The 18335-nt window shown below is 42.0% G+C and carries 17 protein-coding genes; 5 read left to right on the plus strand and 12 right to left on the minus strand.

Annotated features, from left to right (window positions below; all coding sequences use genetic code 11):
* Window positions 1-35 precede the first annotated feature (35 nt).
* From NMM19_RS05760 to NMM19_RS05780, 5 genes are all read left to right on the plus strand, one after another.
* Window positions 36-758, plus strand: a complete 723-nt coding sequence (locus NMM19_RS05760) for a metal ABC transporter ATP-binding protein (protein WP_254730469.1) — start codon at window positions 36-38, stop codon at window positions 756-758.
* Window positions 755-1603, plus strand: a complete 849-nt coding sequence (locus NMM19_RS05765; protein WP_254730472.1) for a metal ABC transporter permease — start codon at window positions 755-757, stop codon at window positions 1601-1603. The genes NMM19_RS05760 and NMM19_RS05765 overlap by 4 nt, the downstream gene beginning before the upstream one ends.
* Window positions 1604-1634: 31 nt before the next feature.
* Window positions 1635-2564: a metal ABC transporter substrate-binding lipoprotein/adhesin PsaA gene (psaA, locus tag NMM19_RS05770; protein WP_254730474.1), complete on the plus strand. Its 930-nt coding sequence runs from the start codon at window positions 1635-1637 to the stop codon at window positions 2562-2564.
* A 118-nt stretch (window positions 2565-2682) separates the two neighbouring features.
* Window positions 2683-3177, plus strand: coding sequence for a thiol peroxidase (tpx, locus tag NMM19_RS05775; protein ID WP_254730476.1), 495 nt, complete (start codon window positions 2683-2685; stop codon window positions 3175-3177).
* An 81-nt stretch (window positions 3178-3258) separates the two neighbouring features.
* A complete protein-coding gene (locus tag NMM19_RS05780) occupies window positions 3259-3909 on the plus strand; it encodes a metal-dependent transcriptional regulator (RefSeq protein ID WP_045615379.1) in 651 nt (216 codons plus the stop codon).
* A 41-nt stretch (window positions 3910-3950) separates the two neighbouring features.
* On the opposite strand, the gene dtd is transcribed toward NMM19_RS05780, so the two are convergent.
* The 12 genes from dtd to NMM19_RS05840 form a co-directional block, all read right to left on the minus strand.
* On the minus strand, window positions 3951-4394 hold the full coding sequence (gene dtd, locus NMM19_RS05785) for a D-aminoacyl-tRNA deacylase (protein WP_254730478.1): 444 nt from the start codon (window positions 4392-4394) through the stop codon (window positions 3951-3953).
* 30 nt (window positions 4395-4424) lie between these two features.
* Complete coding sequence (locus NMM19_RS05790) at window positions 4425-6641, minus strand: bifunctional (p)ppGpp synthetase/guanosine-3',5'-bis(diphosphate) 3'-pyrophosphohydrolase (RefSeq protein ID WP_254730481.1); 2217 nt, start codon at window positions 6639-6641, stop codon at window positions 4425-4427.
* Between the two features lie 141 nt (window positions 6642-6782).
* Window positions 6783-7913, minus strand: a complete 1131-nt coding sequence (locus tag NMM19_RS05795; protein WP_254730484.1) for an ABC transporter ATP-binding protein — start codon at window positions 7911-7913, stop codon at window positions 6783-6785.
* A 112-nt stretch (window positions 7914-8025) separates the two neighbouring features.
* Window positions 8026-8895, minus strand: coding sequence for a helix-turn-helix domain-containing protein (locus NMM19_RS05800; protein WP_254730486.1), 870 nt, complete (start codon window positions 8893-8895; stop codon window positions 8026-8028).
* Window positions 8896-8897: 2 nt separating this feature from the next.
* Complete coding sequence (locus tag NMM19_RS05805) at window positions 8898-9284, minus strand: Mini-ribonuclease 3 (RefSeq protein WP_006148900.1); 387 nt, start codon at window positions 9282-9284, stop codon at window positions 8898-8900.
* Window positions 9277-10620 carry a cysteine--tRNA ligase gene (cysS, locus tag NMM19_RS05810; RefSeq protein ID WP_178894719.1) on the minus strand — a complete coding sequence of 448 codons (1344 nt, stop codon included), beginning with the start codon at window positions 10618-10620 and terminating at the stop codon, window positions 9277-9279. The genes NMM19_RS05805 and cysS overlap by 8 nt, the downstream gene beginning before the upstream one ends.
* A gap of 43 nt (window positions 10621-10663) precedes the next feature.
* Window positions 10664-11425, minus strand: a complete 762-nt coding sequence (locus NMM19_RS05815; protein WP_178894718.1) for a nucleoside phosphorylase — start codon at window positions 11423-11425, stop codon at window positions 10664-10666.
* A 34-nt stretch (window positions 11426-11459) separates the two neighbouring features.
* Entirely contained in the window at window positions 11460-12077 is a 618-nt protein-coding gene (cysE, locus tag NMM19_RS05820; RefSeq protein WP_178894717.1) for a serine O-acetyltransferase, read from the minus strand.
* Window positions 12078-12091: 14 nt separating this feature from the next.
* Window positions 12092-14314 carry a polyribonucleotide nucleotidyltransferase gene (pnp, locus tag NMM19_RS05825; RefSeq protein WP_254730488.1) on the minus strand — a complete coding sequence of 741 codons (2223 nt, stop codon included), beginning with the start codon at window positions 14312-14314 and terminating at the stop codon, window positions 12092-12094.
* 340 nt (window positions 14315-14654) lie between these two features.
* A complete protein-coding gene (gene metF, locus NMM19_RS05830) occupies window positions 14655-15515 on the minus strand; it encodes a methylenetetrahydrofolate reductase [NAD(P)H] (protein WP_254730495.1) in 861 nt (286 codons plus the stop codon).
* Between the two features lie 63 nt (window positions 15516-15578).
* Window positions 15579-17828: a 5-methyltetrahydropteroyltriglutamate--homocysteine S-methyltransferase gene (metE, locus tag NMM19_RS05835; RefSeq protein ID WP_254730498.1), complete on the minus strand. Its 2250-nt coding sequence runs from the start codon at window positions 17826-17828 to the stop codon at window positions 15579-15581.
* 306 nt (window positions 17829-18134) lie between these two features.
* A partial coding sequence (locus NMM19_RS05840) for a hypothetical protein (RefSeq protein ID WP_254730500.1) occupies window positions 18135-18335 on the minus strand: 201 nt, incomplete at its 5' end.

Consider the following 18335-nt stretch of genomic DNA (forward strand, 5'->3'; position numbering starts at 1 on the left):
TAAGGTATATTAAAATCCAGGAGGAATACAACTGTATGATACGTATCGAAAACCTCAGTGTCTCCTACAAAGAAACGTTGGCACTAAAGGATATTTCACTAGTGCTCCAAGGACCAACGATTACTGGGATTATTGGTCCAAACGGCGCTGGAAAATCAACCTTATTAAAAAGTATGCTGGGCATTATCCCACATGAAGGACATGCTTTTATCGACGATAAAGAAATGAACAAATCTCTTAAGAAAGTGGCCTATGTCGAGCAAAAAATTCATATCGACTATAACTTTCCTATCAAGGTAAAAGAATGTGTCTCTCTAGGACTCTACCCATCCATTCCACTCTTTCACACTTTAAAGGCAAGTCACTGGAAAAAGGTAGCTGAAGCACTCGAAATCGTCGACCTAGCTGACTACGCTGAACGTCAAATCAGTCAACTGTCTGGAGGTCAGTTCCAGCGGGTCTTGATTGCCAGATGTTTGGTGCAGGAAGCCGACTATATCCTCTTAGATGAACCCTTTGTTGGGATTGACTCAGTCAGTGAGGAAATCATCATGAATACGCTGAGAGATCTGAAAAAAGCTGGGAAGACGGTTCTCATCGTCCACCACGACCTCAGCAAGGTTCCCAACTACTTCGATCAAGTCTTGCTTGTCAATCGAGAAGTGATTGCTTTTGGTCCGACCAAAGAAACCTTTACCCAAGCCAATCTCAAAGAAGCTTACGGTAATCGACTCTTTTTCAATGGAGGTGACCTATGATTGCAGAATTTATCGATGGATTGCAAAAATTCCATTTCTTACAAAATGCCTTGATAACAGCTATTGTTATCGGGGTCGTAGCTGGAGCTGTAGGATGTTTCATCATTCTACGTGGGATGTCACTCATGGGAGATGCCATTTCACATGCTGTCTTACCAGGTGTAGCCCTCTCCTTCATCTTGGGCATTGACTTCTTTATCGGAGCCATTGTCTTTGGACTGCTAGCTGCTATCATCATTACCTACATCAAGGGAAACTCGATTGTCAAAAGCGATACCGCCATCGGCATTACCTTTTCTTCTTTCTTAGCCCTCGGTATCATCTTGATTAGTGTCGCTAAAAGTTCAACTGACCTTTTCCATATCCTTTTTGGTAATATTCTTGCTGTTCAAGATACAGATATGTTTATTACTATGGGTGTAGGGGCGCTCATTCTCTTGGTTATCGGGATTTTCTTCAAACAACTCTTGATTACATCCTTTGATGAACTCCTAGCCAAGGCTATGGGCATGCCAGTTAATTTCTACCACTATCTACTCATGGTACTCTTGACTCTGGTGTCAGTGACTGCTATGCAAAGTGTCGGAACTATCCTGATTGTAGCCATGCTGATTACCCCAGCTGCAACTGCTTATCTGTATGCTAATAGCCTGAAAAGTATGATTTTCCTTTCCTCAACCTTTGGAGCTACAGCTTCAGTTTTGGGACTCTTTATCGGCTATAGCTTTAACGTTGCGGCAGGTTCTAGTATCGTGCTTACGGCTGCTAGTTTCTTTCTCATTAGCTTCTTTATCGCTCCAAAACAACGATATTTGAAACTGAAAAATAAACATTTGTTAAAATAAGGGGCAAAGCCCCAATAAATTGGAGGATCTAATGAAAAAATTAGGTACATTACTCGTTCTCTTTCTTTCCGTCATTGCTCTTGTAGCATGTGCTAGTGGAAAAAAAGATGCAGCTTCTGGTCAAAAACTAAAAGTTGTTGCCACAAACTCAATCATCGCTGATATTACTAAAAATATTGCTGGTGACAAGATTGATCTTCACAGTATCGTTCCTGTTGGTCAAGACCCACACGAATACGAACCACTACCTGAAGACGTCAAGAAAACTTCTCAAGCTGATTTGATTTTCTATAACGGTATCAACCTTGAAACAGGTGGAAATGCTTGGTTTACAAAATTGGTAGAAAATGCCAAGAAAACTGAAAACAAAGACTACTTTGCAGTCAGCGAAGGCGTTGATGTTATCTACCTTGAAGGTCAAAACGAAAAAGGCAAAGAAGACCCACACGCTTGGCTCAACCTTGAAAATGGGATCATCTTTGCTAAAAACATCGCAAAACAATTGAGCGCTAAAGACCCTAGCAACAAAGAATTTTACGAAAAAAATCTCAAAGAATATACTGATAAGCTAGACAAACTTGACAAGGAAGCTAAAGCTAAATTCGACAATATTCCTGCTGAGAAAAAACTCATCGTAACCAGTGAAGGATGCTTCAAATACTTCTCTAAAGCCTACGGTGTCCCAAGTGCCTATATTTGGGAAATCAATACTGAAGAAGAAGGAACTCCTGACCAAATCAAGACCTTGGTTGAAAAACTTCGCCAAATGAAAGTCCCATCACTATTTGTTGAGTCCAGTGTCGATGATCGTCCAATGAAGACTGTTTCACAAGACACAAACATCCCAATCTACGCACAAATCTTTACTGACTCTATCGCAGAACAAGGTAAAGAAGGCGACAGCTACTACAACATGATGAAATACAACCTTGACAAGATTGCTGAAGGATTGGCAAAATAAACATTTAAAAAACGTCGTTCTCACGGAATTGGCGTTTTTTTGATTCAAATTCCGGTCAAATTATTGGGAAAATCTGACGTTTCAATGTAAAATGAAAGAAAAAAGATTGGAGTAGCTTATGACTACATTCCTTGGAAATCCTGTGACTTTTACAGGAAAACAACTACAAGTAGGAGACAAGGCTCTTGACTTCTCTCTAACAACAACTGACCTTTCTAAAAAATCACTGGCTGACTTTGAAGGCAAGAAAAAAATCTTGAGTGTTATCCCTTCTATCGATACAGGTATCTGCTCACTTCAGACTCGTCGCTTTAATGAAGAACTGGCTAGCTTGGACAATACTGTAGTCCTAACAGTATCAATGGACCTTCCATTTGCTCAAAAACGCTGGTGTGGTGCTGAAGGAATTGAAAATGCCATCATGCTCTCAGACTACTTCGACCACTCCTTTGGACGCGATTATGCCCTCTTAATCAATGAATGGCATCTGCTTGCTCGAGCCGTTTTTGTTCTCGATACCGACAACACCATCCGCTATGTCGAATACGTAGACAATATCAACAGCGAGCCAGACTTTGAAGCCGCTATTGAAGCTGCAAAAGAACTCAACTAAGTCCAGTTCTTGTAGCAATAAGCTAGAGAAATCTAGCTTTTTTTGGTATACTAGATGGAGATAATAAACAAGGAAATGCGAATGACCCCAAATAAAGAAGACTATTTAAAATGTATTTATGAGATTGGCATGGATGTTCCTAAGATTACCAATAAGGAAATTGCTGCTCGAATGCAGGTATCTCCTCCAGCTGTAACCGAAATGATCAAGCGCATGCAGTCTGAAAATCTCATCTTAAAAGATAAGAAAAAAGGATACCTATTGACTGATATTGGTTTAAAACTTGTATCTGAGCTCTATCGCAAACACCGTTTGATTGAGGTTTTTCTGGTGCACCATCTAGACTATACCAGCGACCAAATTCATGAGGAAGCCGAGGTATTAGAACATACCGTTTCAGACTTTTTTGTGGAAAGATTAGAAAGTATGCTCGGCTTTCCAAAGACCTGCCCTCATGGTGGTACCATTCCTGCCAAGGGAGAACTTTTGGTTGAAATCAATAACTTGCCTCTAGCAGAAACCAAAGAAGCTGGAACCTATCTCCTGACTCGCGTTCACGATAGCTTTGATCTCCTCAAATATCTTGAAAAACATGCTATCAATATTGGAGACAAACTCCAAGTTCAACAGTTTGATGACTTTTCTAACACCTTTACTTTGATTCACAAGAATGAAGAACTCTTGGTAAGTCTAGAAATCGCCAAACAGCTCTATGTTGAAAAACTGAACTAAATACGACACAAAAAAACCAAGCATACAAGCTTGGTTTTTTCTTATCTATTTTTAGTATCTAGGATGATGGTTACTGGGCCATCATTGACTAATCCCACCTGCATATCTGCTCCAAAGACTCCTGTCTCAACAGGAACTTCCTTGGCTAGTTCTCGATTAAAATCTTGATAGAAAGCCTCAGCCATATCTGGTTTAGCGGCACCTGTAAAGGCTGGACGATTTCCTTTTTTAGTGTCAGCAAAAAGAGTAAATTGAGAGATGGAGAGAATTTCTCCTTGGATATCCTTAACAGATAGGTTCATCTTGCCTTCAGCATCTGAGAAAATCCGCATATTGACAAGTTTTCTGACTGCATAATCCAAATCTTCTTGCTGGTCTTCAGGTCCAACACCCACTAAGAGCAGGAGCCCCTGTTTGATTTGACCATGAACCTGCCCTTCAATTGAGACCTGAGCTTCCTTGACGCGCTGAACGATAATTCTCATAGAAATCCTTTCTAGATCTATCGAGCCAACTTAACCATTGGTCCGTTTGACTGAATAGACTTCTGGTACACTCTTGATCTTATCAACTACAGTAGTTAACGTTGAAAGATTTGAAATTCCAAAGGATACATGGATATTAGCAAATTTCATATCCTTGGTTGGCTGGGCGTTAACCGTTGAGATATTCTTAGTTGTATTGGATAGGACTTGCAAGATATCATTCAAAAGACCAGAACGATTTAGTCCATAGATGTCGATATGAGCCATATATTCCTTGCTTGAGAATTGGTCTTCCCACTCAACATCTAGTAGACGTTGCTCGTAGTTTTCCTGTGAACGAAGGTTCATACAGTCCACACGATGGATGGCAACACCACGACCTTTGGTAATATAGCCAACGATATCATCACCTGGAACAGGATTACAACATTTGGCAATCCGTACCAAGAGACCAGAGGCACCCTCGATGACAACGCCACCTTCATGCTTAACCTTTAGAGTTTCCTTGTTTTCAACCTTGACTTCGCCACCCTTGACCAGTTCTTCTGCTTCTGCCTTGGCTTTTGCACGTTCTTCTTCACGACGTTCCTTCTCCGTCAAACGGTTAAAGACGGTAATGGCTCCGATTTCTCCAAAACCAATCGCAGCAAAGAGAGCTTCTTCTGTCTTGTAGCTGGTTTTTTGAAGGACTTCATCCATGTGACGCTTGTCCATAAATTTATTGGCCACATAGCCGTTTTCTTGAAGCTGACTAATCAGCATTTCACGGCCTTTATTGATGGACAATTCTTTATCTTGGTTTTTAAAGAACTGACGAATTTTGTTACGGGCCTTGCTGGTCTTAACCATATTGAGCCAGTCACGACTTGGTCCAAATGAATTTGGATTGGTGATGATTTCAACCTGGTCACCCGTTTTTAACTTAGTCGTCAACGGAACCATGCGACCATTAACCTTGGCACCTGTTGCTTTTTCCCCAATCTTTGTATGAATTTCATAGGCAAAGTCAATCGGTCCAGAATCCTTTGGAAGAGAACGAACCGCTCCATCTGGAGTAAAGACATAAATTTCTTCTGCCAGATAGTTTTCTTTGACAGTATCTACAAATTCCTTGGCATCATCTGCCTGATCTTGGAGTTCCATCATCTCCTTGATCCAGTTCATTCCGATAGCAGATTCTTTACTATTAACCTGACCTTTGATTCCTTTTTTGTAGGCCCAGTGAGCCGCAACCCCGTACTCGGCAACCTCGTGCATTTCCTTGGTACGAATCTGGAACTCGATCGGTCCTTTTGGTCCATAAACAGTCGTATGGATAGACTGGTAACCATTAGCCTTACGATTGGCAATGTAATCCTTGAAACGGCCTGGCATTGGTTTCCAAAGCTCATGGACATATCCTAACATAGCATAGACATCGCTCTGAGTGTCTAAAATACAGCGAATGGCAATCAAGTCATAGATTTCCTCAAAACGTTTTTTCTTGTCCTGCATCTTGCGATAGATAGAGTAGATATGCTTTGGACGGCCATAGATTTTCCCTGTAAGGTGGCGCTCAGATGAATATTCCTCAAGCTTCGTCACAACTTCATCGACCAAGGCTTCACGTTCTTGACGTTTTTCCTTCATCATGTGACTAATCTTGTAAAATTCAGTTGGATTGAGATAGCGGAAAGAGAGATCTTCCAGTTCCCACTTCACACTTGAAATCCCCAAACGATGAGCAAGTGGTGCATAGATTTCCATTGTTTCTCGGGAAATACGTTCCTGCTTGTCCTTACGAAGATGCTTGAGAGTGCGCATATTGTGCAGGCGGTCAGAGAGTTTTACCAAGATAACACGGATATCCTCAGACATGGCCATGAGCATCTTGCGGTGATTCTCGGCCAATTGCTCCTCGAAAGATTTGTACTCAACCTTACCAAGTTTGGTAACACCGTCTACAATCACTCGAACATCATGTCCAAACTCACGCTCTAAGTCATCCAAAGTAGCATCTGTGTCTTCTACCACGTCATGCAAAAAACCACAGGCAACAGTGACAGCGTCTAGCTTGAGCTTGGCTAAAATACCTGCTACCTGAATAGGGTGGATAATGTAGGGCTCGCCTGATTTGCGATACTGCCCACTATGACATTCTACAGCGTAAACCAAGGCCTTGTGTACAAAAGCCACATCTTCTTTCGATAAATATTTTTGCGTTAAAGCGACGACTTCATCGCCTGAATAAATTACTTCTTTAGGCATGCATACTCTCCAGTTCTTCCTACCATTTTAACACTTTTTTGTTGATATGAAAACTAGAAAAGCCTATTCCGTAAGACTTTGCTGAACTCTAAAAAACACTACTAGAGAAACTCTAGTAGTGTTGATTGATTAAAATCTATCTTAGTAAACTGTTCTTTCAGTTTCTACGTCGAAGAAGTGAGCTTTGTTCAAGTCAAATCCAAGTTCAACTGTTGCACCAGCTTGCAAATAGTCACGTGCATCAACTTTAGCAACGAATTCATCTTTACCAACTTGGCAGTATAGGTGAGATTCTGAACCGAGCAATTCTGATACAGAGATAGTTGCTTTCACAACTGATTCTGGGAATGTTTCAAGGAAAGCAGGTTCTGCATTCACGTCTTCTGGACGGATACCGAAGATCAATTCTTTACCTTCGTAACCTTTTTCACGAAGAACTTTCAAAGCACCTTCTGGAACTTTCAAGTTGAAGCCGTCACCAACGATGTGATCACCGTTCAATTTAACGTTGATGAAGTTCATAGCTGGGCTTCCGATAAATCCTGCTACGAATTTGTTAACTGGGTTTTTGTAAACTTCTTGAGGAGTACCAATTTGTTCAACACGTCCGATAGTACCAGTACCAGCAGGGTTTTTAGTAGCTGACATGATAACGATACGGTCTGCAAGTGTCATTGCTTCAGTTTGGTCGTGAGTTACGTAGATAGTTGTAGCTCCGATACGACGGTGGATTTTAGCAATTTCAGCACGCATTGATACACGAAGTTTTGCATCCAAGTTTGACAAAGGTTCGTCCATCAAGAATACTTTAGCATCACGGACGATCGCACGACCCATGGCAACACGTTGACGTTGACCACCTGAAAGGTCAGCTGGTTTACGATCCAAGAATTCTTTCAAACCAAGAATTTCTGCTGCTTCTTGTACACGTTTGTCGATGTCTTCTTTGCTGTATTTACGCAATTTCAAACCGAAAGCCATGTTGTCGTATACAGTCATGTGTGGGTAAAGAGCGTAGTTTTGGAATACCATGGCGATATCACGGTCTTTTGGAGCTACGTCGTTGACAACCACACCATCGATAGATGCAGTACCTTCTGTGATGTCTTCAAGACCTGCAATCATACGGAGTGTAGTTGATTTACCACATCCTGAAGGTCCTACGAAAACGATAAATTCTTTGTCTTTGATGTCCAAGTTGAAGTCTTCAACTGAGTAGTGTTCGCTATTTGGATATTTTTTGTAAATATTTTTAAGATTTAATTCTACCATTTCGGTGAACTCCTTTTATTTTTGATAGTTTTATTATAAATGAAAACGCTTTACAATTCTATGGCAAGATGACCAAAAAAATAAAAAAGTTCTGTGCAACTTGCACAAAACTTTAAATAATATCTGGTAAAATCAACTGATAACACAAGGTCAAATCTGTCAATTCTTTCAACTGTAGCCCTGTCAATTCTTCCCATTTATCAATCTTGTATTGGAGAGAATTGCGGTGTAGATAGAGTTGCTGAGCTGTCTTCGTAAGGACTGCACTATTTTCCCATAAGGAGAGAATGATTTCCTGAATCTGATCTTGATCCAAAATCATCTGGTGTAGATAATCTTTGATCAAACCAAGATCCACCATTTTTTCACCCATACTCCAAAGGTAAAGTTGAGAAAAAGTATGGAATCCTTGATGACCTTGACGCCACCAGTTTTTAAACAAGTCACGTTCTGCTTTGATGAGATCTGTCAAACTCTGATTTCCTGCTTGCGACCAGACCTGACCAAGCATAATAGACAGACGAACTCCAAAGTCGTACTCTACAGCTTCCAAGGTATCTGTCAGGATTGAGCGAACAGAAGTGTATTTGTCCTGTTGGAGAACAAAAAGGTAATCCTGAGTGCCAACCTGAAGAACTGTTTCACAATTAGGAAAGAGGGTTTTCATCATATCCAACCAAGAAGTCAGGTTTTCCTGTTGGTAATAGGAAAGGTGACAATAGACAACTTGTAGCTTTTTAAAGCTCTGTGGCGCTTGTCCCTTGCCCTCAATCAAATAGCTATACCAGGGATTTAAAGAGATAGTTTGTTCCTGCTGAGTTAAGAGAGCCACCAACTGTTTCTCACGTTCACTAAGTCCAGCTTCCTCCAGTAAAACCCACTGATTTGAGGATACTGGAAGCGTCAGATAGCCTTCCTTGTCGACTGGTTGATCTACGATTTGAGCTTGTGGAAACCAATCTAGTAATTCTTTTGCAATCATTCCTAGCCCTCCACTTTTTGAATACACCAAGAAATCAAGGTTTCTAGGCGCTCCACATTTTCGGTCATATGAAGATAACCCATGACCGCTTCAAATCCCGTAGACATGCGATAGGTCACCACATCCGCATTTTTTGCCTTGGTATGGCTATTGGTATTGCGACCCCGTTTGTAGATTTCTTCCTCTTTTTCCGTTAGGACTTCTTCTTCCAACATGAGGGAAATCAAGCGAGCCTGAGCCCTGGCCGACACATACTTGGTTGCCTCTTGGTGGAGTTTATTGGGTTTGGTCATGCCTTTGAGGATGAGATGGCGACGGATATACATAGAATAAACCGCATCACCTTCAAAGGCTAGCGCAATCCCGTTAATGAGATTGACATCAATCACGTGTCCACCTCACTCCATCCTTGGTATCAAGTAGTTTAATCCCTTGAGCAGCTAGTTGGTCACGGATTTGGTCAGCTGTCGCAAAGTCACGATTGGCACGCGCTTCTTGGCGTTTTTGAATCAAGGCTTCAATCTCTTCATCCAAAACTTCCTCAACAAAGACAACTCCAAAGACTTCCAACATGGCTGCAAGAGTTTCCTTAACACTTGCATCATAGTTACCTGAGTTGATCCATTTGGCCATTTCAAAGACAACAGTGATTCCATTAGCTGTATTGAAATCCTCATCCATAGCTGCTACAAACTTATCTTTAAAAGCTTGCAATTCTTGAGCATCTACATCTCCAGTAAATGGTTGCTCGTAAGTGTTCTTCAAATACTTGAGATTAGTCTCGGCATCGCGCACAGCCTTTTCCGTAAAGTTGATAGGTTTGCGGTAATGCTGAGTCGCAAAGAAGAAACGAAGCACTTGACCGTCGATAGTTTTGAGGGCATCGTGTACCGTAATGAAGTTCCCCAAAGACTTGGACATCTTGACATTGTCGATGTTGACAAAGCCATTGTGCATCCAGTAGTTGGCAAAAGTCTTGCCTGTTTTAGCTTCAGATTGGGCAATTTCGTTGGTATGGTGAGGAAACTCAAGGTCAGCTCCACCACCGTGAATATCGATGGTATCGCCTAAAATCTCCGTTGACATAACCGAACATTCGATATGCCAGCCTGGACGACCAGGCCCCCATGGACTGTCCCAAGAAATCTCACCTGGTTTGGCTGCTTTCCAAAGAGCAAAGTCTACAGGATTTTCCTTGCGAGCTGTTTCTTCGTCTGTCCGACCTGAAGCACCTAATTCCAAGTCTTCTAGGGTTTTATTAGCTAACTTAGCATAGTTGTGGGATTTTTCTACACGGAAATAGACATCCCCTTGACTCTCATAGGCAAAGCCTTTTTCAATCAAGTCTTCTACAAAGCGGATGATATCAGCCATAAACTCGACTACACGAGGATGGCGAGTCGCAGGTTTCACACCCAAAGCCGTCACATCTTCCCGAAAGGCAGCGATATACTTGTCCGCTACTTCCTGAGGTGTGATACCTTCTTCCTTAGCACGGTTAATAATCTTATCATCCACATCTGTGAAGTTAGAAATATAGGCAACCTCATAGCCACGATATTCAAAATAGCGACGAATAGTATCAAAAGCTACCGTTGAGCGGGCATTCCCCACGTGGATATAGTTATAAACTGTTGGCCCACAGACATACATCTTGACCTTGCCGTCCTCGATTGGGACAAATTCTCGTAAATCACGAGACATGGTGTCATAGATTTTAATCACTCACTGACTCCTTTCTCTTTCTTGTTTATCGTAAAGAGTAGTTTCAATCCAGCTCTCTGGCAATTACTAAGGCTATCTCAAAGAAAGTCATAGCATCTGCTTTTCTTTCTTCGCGTCTGGCATCCCACTCATGATTGTGATGGTCGACATAGTCAGCTGTATAGAAAAATTGATAGACCTTGGCTTGTCGATATTGGGCCCAGGCCATGATAGCCGAAGCTTCCATATCTACAACTCTAGCTCCTGCTTCAAGTCTTCGTTTGACCTTAGCAGCTGTCTCACGATAAAAGGCATCTGTGGTCCAAGACTTTGTTCTAATATGCTCAACACCAGCTTTATCCAAGGCGTTTTCCATAGTTAAGAGTAGAGATCGCTCATAGGCTATTTCATCACTTGCTGGAGCATAGTGATAACTAGTACCTTCATCACGTAAAGCCGAACTTGGTAGGATAATCTTATCTGCTTGAATAGACTGGTCTAGAACTCCGCAAGATCCCAAAACAATAAAATTCTTAAATCCTCTTGCTTTTAGTTCTTCTAAGAGTCCAACAACCATTGGAGCTCCAATAGTAGCCATAGAAACTGCTACCTTACTCCCATCTTTTTCATAGATATACCATGGCAGTTTGCCATTTAGATTGGTAAGATAGCCACCTTCGTAGACACCTTCTATCTGCTTTACTCGTTCAAGGATTTCTCCATTAAAAGACAAGATAATGGTATCACAAACTTCTCCACCACTAAGGAGGCTTCGATCAGTTGGCTCGATAACAGCAGGTACATTTTCAAATTCTTCTAATAGCATCGACCTAACCTCCTAATTAAAGAGTCACTTCTCATTACAAACCAGACGACCTGTGACTGGCTTCTCTAGCATGCTCAAGTTTATTGACGTAGTATTCACGTTTTTCTTCGACTTCGTGAATGGTTGGTTCATCCTTTTGCCCATGCACTCGGACAATCTTGGCTGGAATTCCGACAACCGTCACGTCACTTGGTACGTCTGCCACGACAACTGCTGCAGCACCGACTTTAGCGTTTTCACCGATTTCTACAGGACCGATAACCTGGGCATGGGCTGATATAAGAGCTCCCTTACGCACGGTCGGATGTCGTTTGCCAACATCCTTACCTGTACCACCGAGAGTGACACCGTGGTAGAGAAGGACACCCTTCTCAACAATGGCCGTCTCCCCAATAACCAGACCCGCCCCGTGGTCGATAAAGACACCAGAGTCAATCTGAGCTCCTGGGTGGATCTCAATCTGAGTCCAAAAGCGCCAAAACTGGCTGTGCATACGAGCTAAAAGCTTAAAGCCATTCTTCCAGAGAAAATGAGAGAGACGGTGGGCAGCCAAGGCTTTCACACCAGGATAGGTCAAAAGAACCTCCAAAGTGGTGCGAGCCGCTGGATCATTTTCTTTTACGATATCAATGGTTTCACGCCACCATCCCATACATTTCTCCTTTCTTATTCTGAGTCTTTTGGTGTTTCTGTAGTTTCTTTCTTAGGTTTGTGGTCCTTGTGGTGGTGACGAGGGCGATCGCCATGACGATGACCTTTATCCCCTTTTTCTTCTGAACGTTCAGGTTTTGGCGGACGTGGCAAGAGTGCCTTCATAGAAGCATCTACACGACCTTTTTCATCGATCTTAATAACCTTCACATCGACAAAATCACCAATTTGAACTAAATCTTCTACATTATTAGTACGAGTCCAAGCCATTTCAGAGATGTGAACGAGGGCGTCAGTCTTGTCAAAGAGATTGACAAAGGCTCCGAATTTCTCGATACGAACCACTTTAGCATGGTAGACTTCGTCCACTTTTGCTTCACGAACCAAACCAGCAATAATTTCTTTAGCGCGGTTAATGGCAGCTTGATCGCTAGAGTAGATAGACACGTTTCCTTCTTCGTCGATATCAATCTTAACGCCTGTTTCAGCGATGATTTTATCAATGGTTTCTCCACCTTTACCGATGACAATCTTAATCTTGTCCACATCAATCTTAATGGTATCAATTTTCGGAGCAGTTGGAGCCAATTCTGGACGAACTTCAGGAATCGTTGCTTCGATCACATCAAGGATTTCAAAACGAGCTTTCTTGGCTTGGGCAAGAGCTTCAGTCAAGATTTCTGCAGTAATCCCTTGGATTTTGATATCCATTTGAAGAGCTGTAATCCCGTCACGAGTACCTGCAACCTTAAAGTCCATATCTCCAAAGTGGTCTTCCAAACCTTGGATATCTGTCAATACGGTGTAGTTGTTTCCATCTGAGATCAGACCCATGGCAATACCTGCTACCGGAGCCTTGATTGGCACACCACCAGCCATAAGGGCAAGTGTTCCTGCACAGATAGATGCTTGAGATGAAGAACCGTTTGATTCCAAGACTTCTGCTACCAAACGAATCGCATATGGGAATTCTTCTAAGCTTGGCAATACTTGAGCAAGTGCACGCTCACCGAGAGCACCGTGACCAATTTCACGACGACCAGGCGCACCGTAACGACCAGTTTCACCAACAGAGTATTGTGGGAAGTTATAGTGGTGCATAAAGCGTTTCTTGTACTCTGGATCCAAACCATCGATGATTTGCGTTTCACCCATTGGCGCCAAAGTCAAGATAGAAAGAGCCTGAGTTTGTCCACGAGTGAAGAGACCTGAACCGTGTACGCGAGGAAGGAAGTCAACAACCGCATCCAAAGGACGGATTTCATCGACCTTACGACCGTCAGGACGAACCTTGTCTTCTGTGATCAAACGACGCACTTCTGCGTGTTCCATTTGTTCCAAGATTTCAGCCACGTCACGCATGATACGTTCGAACTCTTCGTGGTCTGCATATTTTTCTTCATAAACTGCTGTAACTTGGTCTTTGACTGCTTGAGTTGCAGCTTCACGCGCCAATTTTTCTTCAACTTGAACAGCTTTTTGAAGATCGCTGTTGTAGGCTGCGATGATTTCAGCTTGCAATTCAGCATCTACATGAAGCAATTCTACTTCTGCTTTTTCTTTACCGACTGCTGCAACGATTTCTTCTTGGAATGCAATCAATTCTTTAACAGCTTCGTGCCCTTTGAGAAGAGCTTCCAACATGATTTCTTCTGACAATTCTTTGGCACCAGACTCTACCATGTTGATAGCGTGCTTAGTACCAGCTACTGTCAATTCAAGAAGCGATTGCTCTGCTTGTTCTTGAGTAGGGTTGATGATGATTTCTCCATCAACATAACCCACTTGTACCCCAGCGATTGGTCCGTCAAATGGAATATCTGAGATAGATAGTGCTAATGATGAACCAAACATGGCTGCCATTGGTGCAGATGCATTTTCGTCATAAGAAAGCACAGTGTTGATGACTTGCACTTCGTTACGGAAACCTTCCGCAAACATTGGACGGATTGGACGGTCAATCAAACGCGCTGTCAAAGTCGCATCTGTTGAAGGACGTCCTTCACGTTTCATAAAGCCACCAGGAAATTTCCCAGCCGCATACATTTTTTCTTCGTAGTTAACTTGAAGTGGGAAGAAATCCCCAGTTGCCATCTTCTTAGACATAACGGCAGCAGTCAAGACAGTTGACTCACCGTAACGCACGACAACAGAGCCATTTGCTTGCTTAGCAACCTGACCAGTCTCTACGATCAACTCACGACCCGCGAAAGTCGTTTGAAACACTTGTTTTGTCATTTTAATCCCCTTTGGATTGATAAAATTATACGCCTTGCCTACAAAAATCAAGATACTAAGCCGTTAAGCAACTCAAAGGAAAATAGGAAATCCAACGACGGAGCGACCGCTCCTAGGAGGATTTATCTTTTTCCACAGAGTTGTAGGCGTGTTCAATTACTCATGATATTTTGGACATTTAGAGTTGAGTTTTTGCAACCTTAATAACTTAAATACCCTCATCTTTGTATCAAGTACGTACAGAGTCTATTTTATCATATTTTTCTTAAAAAGTACGGTCTTTTCTATCAAAAAGGAACCATTCCTCTATGAAAAGAAGAATGGTTTGCTTTTTAATATTTTAAGATTGGTGATTGAACAAGGCATGGGTTGCTTGGTGGATGTACTGAGCAGTGTCTGCATTGTTCATGGTGTAGAGATGTACCCCTGCCACGTCTTGCGTTACCAAGTCCACGATTTGGTCCACGGCATAGGCAAGTCCTGCTGCTCTGAGTGACTCAGGGTCATTCTCATACTTGTCCAAGATAGCCTTAAACTTACGTGGAAGATGGATATTCTCACAAGTCTTCAAGAGACGAAGCGCTTGGTTACGATTCAGGATTGGCATGATACCAGCATGAATGGGAACATCAATCCCTGCCAAGGTACACTTGTCTTGGAAGTCGTAGAAACGCTCATTGTCAAAGAAAAGCTGAGTGACAAGGCTTGAACAGCCTGCATCTACTTTTTTCTTGAGATTTTGAATATCTGAGATTTGGTTTGGCGAATCCGGGTGTCCTTCTGGGTAACAAGCTCCGATGATATCAAAATGCGGTGCCTGTTCATTGATAAACTCAATCAAGTCTGTGGCGTAACGAAAATCCTTTTGTGGTTCAACATCTGGAATAATATCTCCACGCAAAGCCAAGATTTTCTGAACCCCAACCTTATCCAAATCTGCAATAGTCTCAGCCACCTTATCCTTAGTAAGATAGATAGCTGGCAAGTGAGCAATGGTCGGAATCTCCAAGTCATTTTGGATATAGTCTGCCAAACGAACCGTCGTCTCTTTGATATTAAATTTATTATTGCTGGCAGTTACACTGATGAAGTGTGGTGCCAAGCCCTGCATGTCTTTCAGAGCTGCAATAATTTTGTCATTGCCTACTGCTGGGTTTGGAGGGAAAACTTCAAATGAGAGTGACGGTGTTTGACGCGACATATGTAATAACCTTTTTCTAGTTGATTTCTTACTGATCAACCGTGTAGAGAGAACTGTCTTTTCTTACAATTTCTCACGCGCAGCTTTAGCAGCTTCTACAAGGCGGATCAAGCTTTCTTTCGTTTCTGGAATACCACGTGTTTTCAAACCACAGTCAGGATTGATCCAAACTTTCTTGCTAGGTACTTTCGCAAGAATTGCTTCGATGGTGTGGTCGATTTCGCCTTCATTAGGCACACGAGGTGAGTGGATATCGTAAACCCCAGGTCCAACTTCTGTTTGGAAGTTTTTCGCTTTGAGTTCGTCCAAGATTTCAAGGTTTGAACGGCTAGCTTCAAATGAGATAACGTCTGCATCCATGTTGTCGATAGCTGGGATGATATCTGTAAATTCTGAGTAACACATGTGAGTGTGGATTTGTGTGTCTGGTGCTACAGTTGAGTGAACCAAACGGAAGGCTGGAATAGCCCAGTCAAGGTAGTCTTCGTACCAGTCGCTACGACGAAGTGGCAATTTCTCACGAAGAGCAGCCTCGTCGATTTGGATGATTTTCACGCCTGCAGCTTCAAGGTCAAGAACTTCATCCTTGATAGCAAGAGCGATTTGAAGAGTAGAATCCTTGATAGAGATGTCTTCACGTGGGAATGACCAGTTAAGGATGGTAACAGGTCCAGTCAACATACCTTTAACAGGTTTGTCCGTACGGCTTTGTGCGTAGCTAGACCATTTAACAGTGATTGGGTTGAGACGAGTCACATCACCCCAGATGATTGGTGGTTTAACTCCACGCATACCGTATGATTGTACCCAACCATTCTTAGAGAAGAGGTAACCTGACAAGTTTTGACCGAAGTACTCAACCATGTCGTTACGCTCGAATTCACCGTGTACAAGCACGTCAAATCCAACTTCTTCTTGCCATTTGATCCATTCGTCGATGGTTTCAGCAAGGAAGGAATCGTATTCTTCTTGTGACAATTCACCCTTACGGAAGGCTAAACGTTTCGCACGAACTTCCTTAGTTTGAGGGAATGAACCGATGGTAGTTGTTGGAAGGGCTGGAAGTTTGAATGCTTCTTCTTGGATTGCTTCACGTTCTGCGAAAGCTGGCAAACGAGTGTAGTCTGCGTCAGTCAATCCAGCGATACGCGTACGAAGTTCCGCATTTGCTCCGACACGTTCAGTCGCAAAGAGTTCTTTGTTTGCTGCAAGAGCTTCTGCACCTTGACCGTTGCGGATAGCATCCAAGTCACGGATTTCATCCAATTTTTCAACTGCAAATGCAAAGTGGTTCAAGATAGCTGGTTCAAATTCTTCATTTGCTGTTGTAAATGGCACATGAAGAAGTGAGCATGAGCTAGTCAAAACGATGTTTTCAGCTGGGATTTGCTCAAGAATCGCCAAGCTCTTTTCATAGTTGTTGCGCCAAATGTTCTTACCATTGACAATACCCGCATAAAGAGTCTTGTCAGCTGGGAATCCGCCTTTAACGAGTTCAAGAGTTTTCTTACCTTCAACGAAGTCAAGACCGATCGCATCTACTGGCAATCTCACAAGGTCAGCGTAGACGTCACGAACATCACCGAAGTATGTTTGAAGCAAGACTTCAAGACCTTTTTTGTCAGCCAAGAGTTTGTTGTAGATGTTCAAGAAGAGTGCTTTTTCTTCTTCTGTCAAATCTTTGACAAGAGCAGCTTCATCGAGTTGGATACGAGTTGCACCAAGTTCAGCCAATTTTGCAAAAACATCTTGGTAAGCAGCTACTAAGCTATCTACGAAGTCTTCTGCTTTCACACCTTCTTCAAAGTCTGACAATTGAAGGAACGTGAATGGGCCGACAAGGACAGGACGAGTGTTAAGACCAAGTTCTTTTGCTTCTTGGAACTCATCAAAGATCTTGTGACCAGCCAATTTTACTTGAGTTTCTTTTTCAAACTTTGGAACGATGTAGTGGTAGTTAGTGTTGAACCATTTCTTCATTGGAAGGGCACGAACATCCCCTTTTTCTCCTTGGTATCCACGTCCCAAAGCAAAGTAGCGTTCAAGGTCTGACAAGTCCAAGTTTTGAACAGATGCAGGAACTACGTTGAAAAGGAAAGCAGCATCAAGGAAGTTGTCGTAGTGAGAAAAGTCATTTGATGGGATTTCAGTGATGCCTTTTTCTTTGACGATGTTCCAGTGTTTTGCACGCAATTCTTTAGCCGCAGCTAAGAGTTCTTCTTCTGAGATTTCTTTTCTAAAGTATTTTTCAGTTGTAAATTTTAATTCGCGGAATTCACCCAAACGAGGGAAACCGATAATTGTAGTTGACATGTTTTGTCCTCCAAAAATTGTTGTTGAAACTATCTTAACAGAAAAGAAATCATCTGTATAATTGTAAAAAATTAGGCTTTGATATAGTTTGAAACTATATCGTTATTTGAAGTACAAAAAAAGATTTGGAGAAGATTTCCCAAATCCTTTGGTAGACAATGGTTAACAGATTATCAAGATAGCCATGTTCCTAGTCAAACTTGAGTAAACAGACAGTTGACTATGGCTTGCTATTAGAAAAGACTATAGGTTGATTTTTATTTTGTAATTCTGATATTTCCCTTAGAAAGTGCGGACGGGAGCAAATTACTTCGTAATTTCATCCCTAATTTTTGAGCCAGAGTGTCTCAAAAATCCCGTTCTAGCTAATAATAAATTATTATCTAGAATACCACTATAGCGGGAAATATCTTCTAAAAGCTCACTTCGTTCGCCCTTGTCCTTTAAATAGAATACACAACTTATTAAAAGTAAATCGTAACACTTATAAAAAGAAGACCTTAGAAT

It is taken from the genome of Streptococcus sp. CF8_St5-17 (genome assembly GCF_024295665.1).
In the GTDB taxonomy this organism is placed as follows: Bacteria; Bacillota; Bacilli; order Lactobacillales; family Streptococcaceae; genus Streptococcus.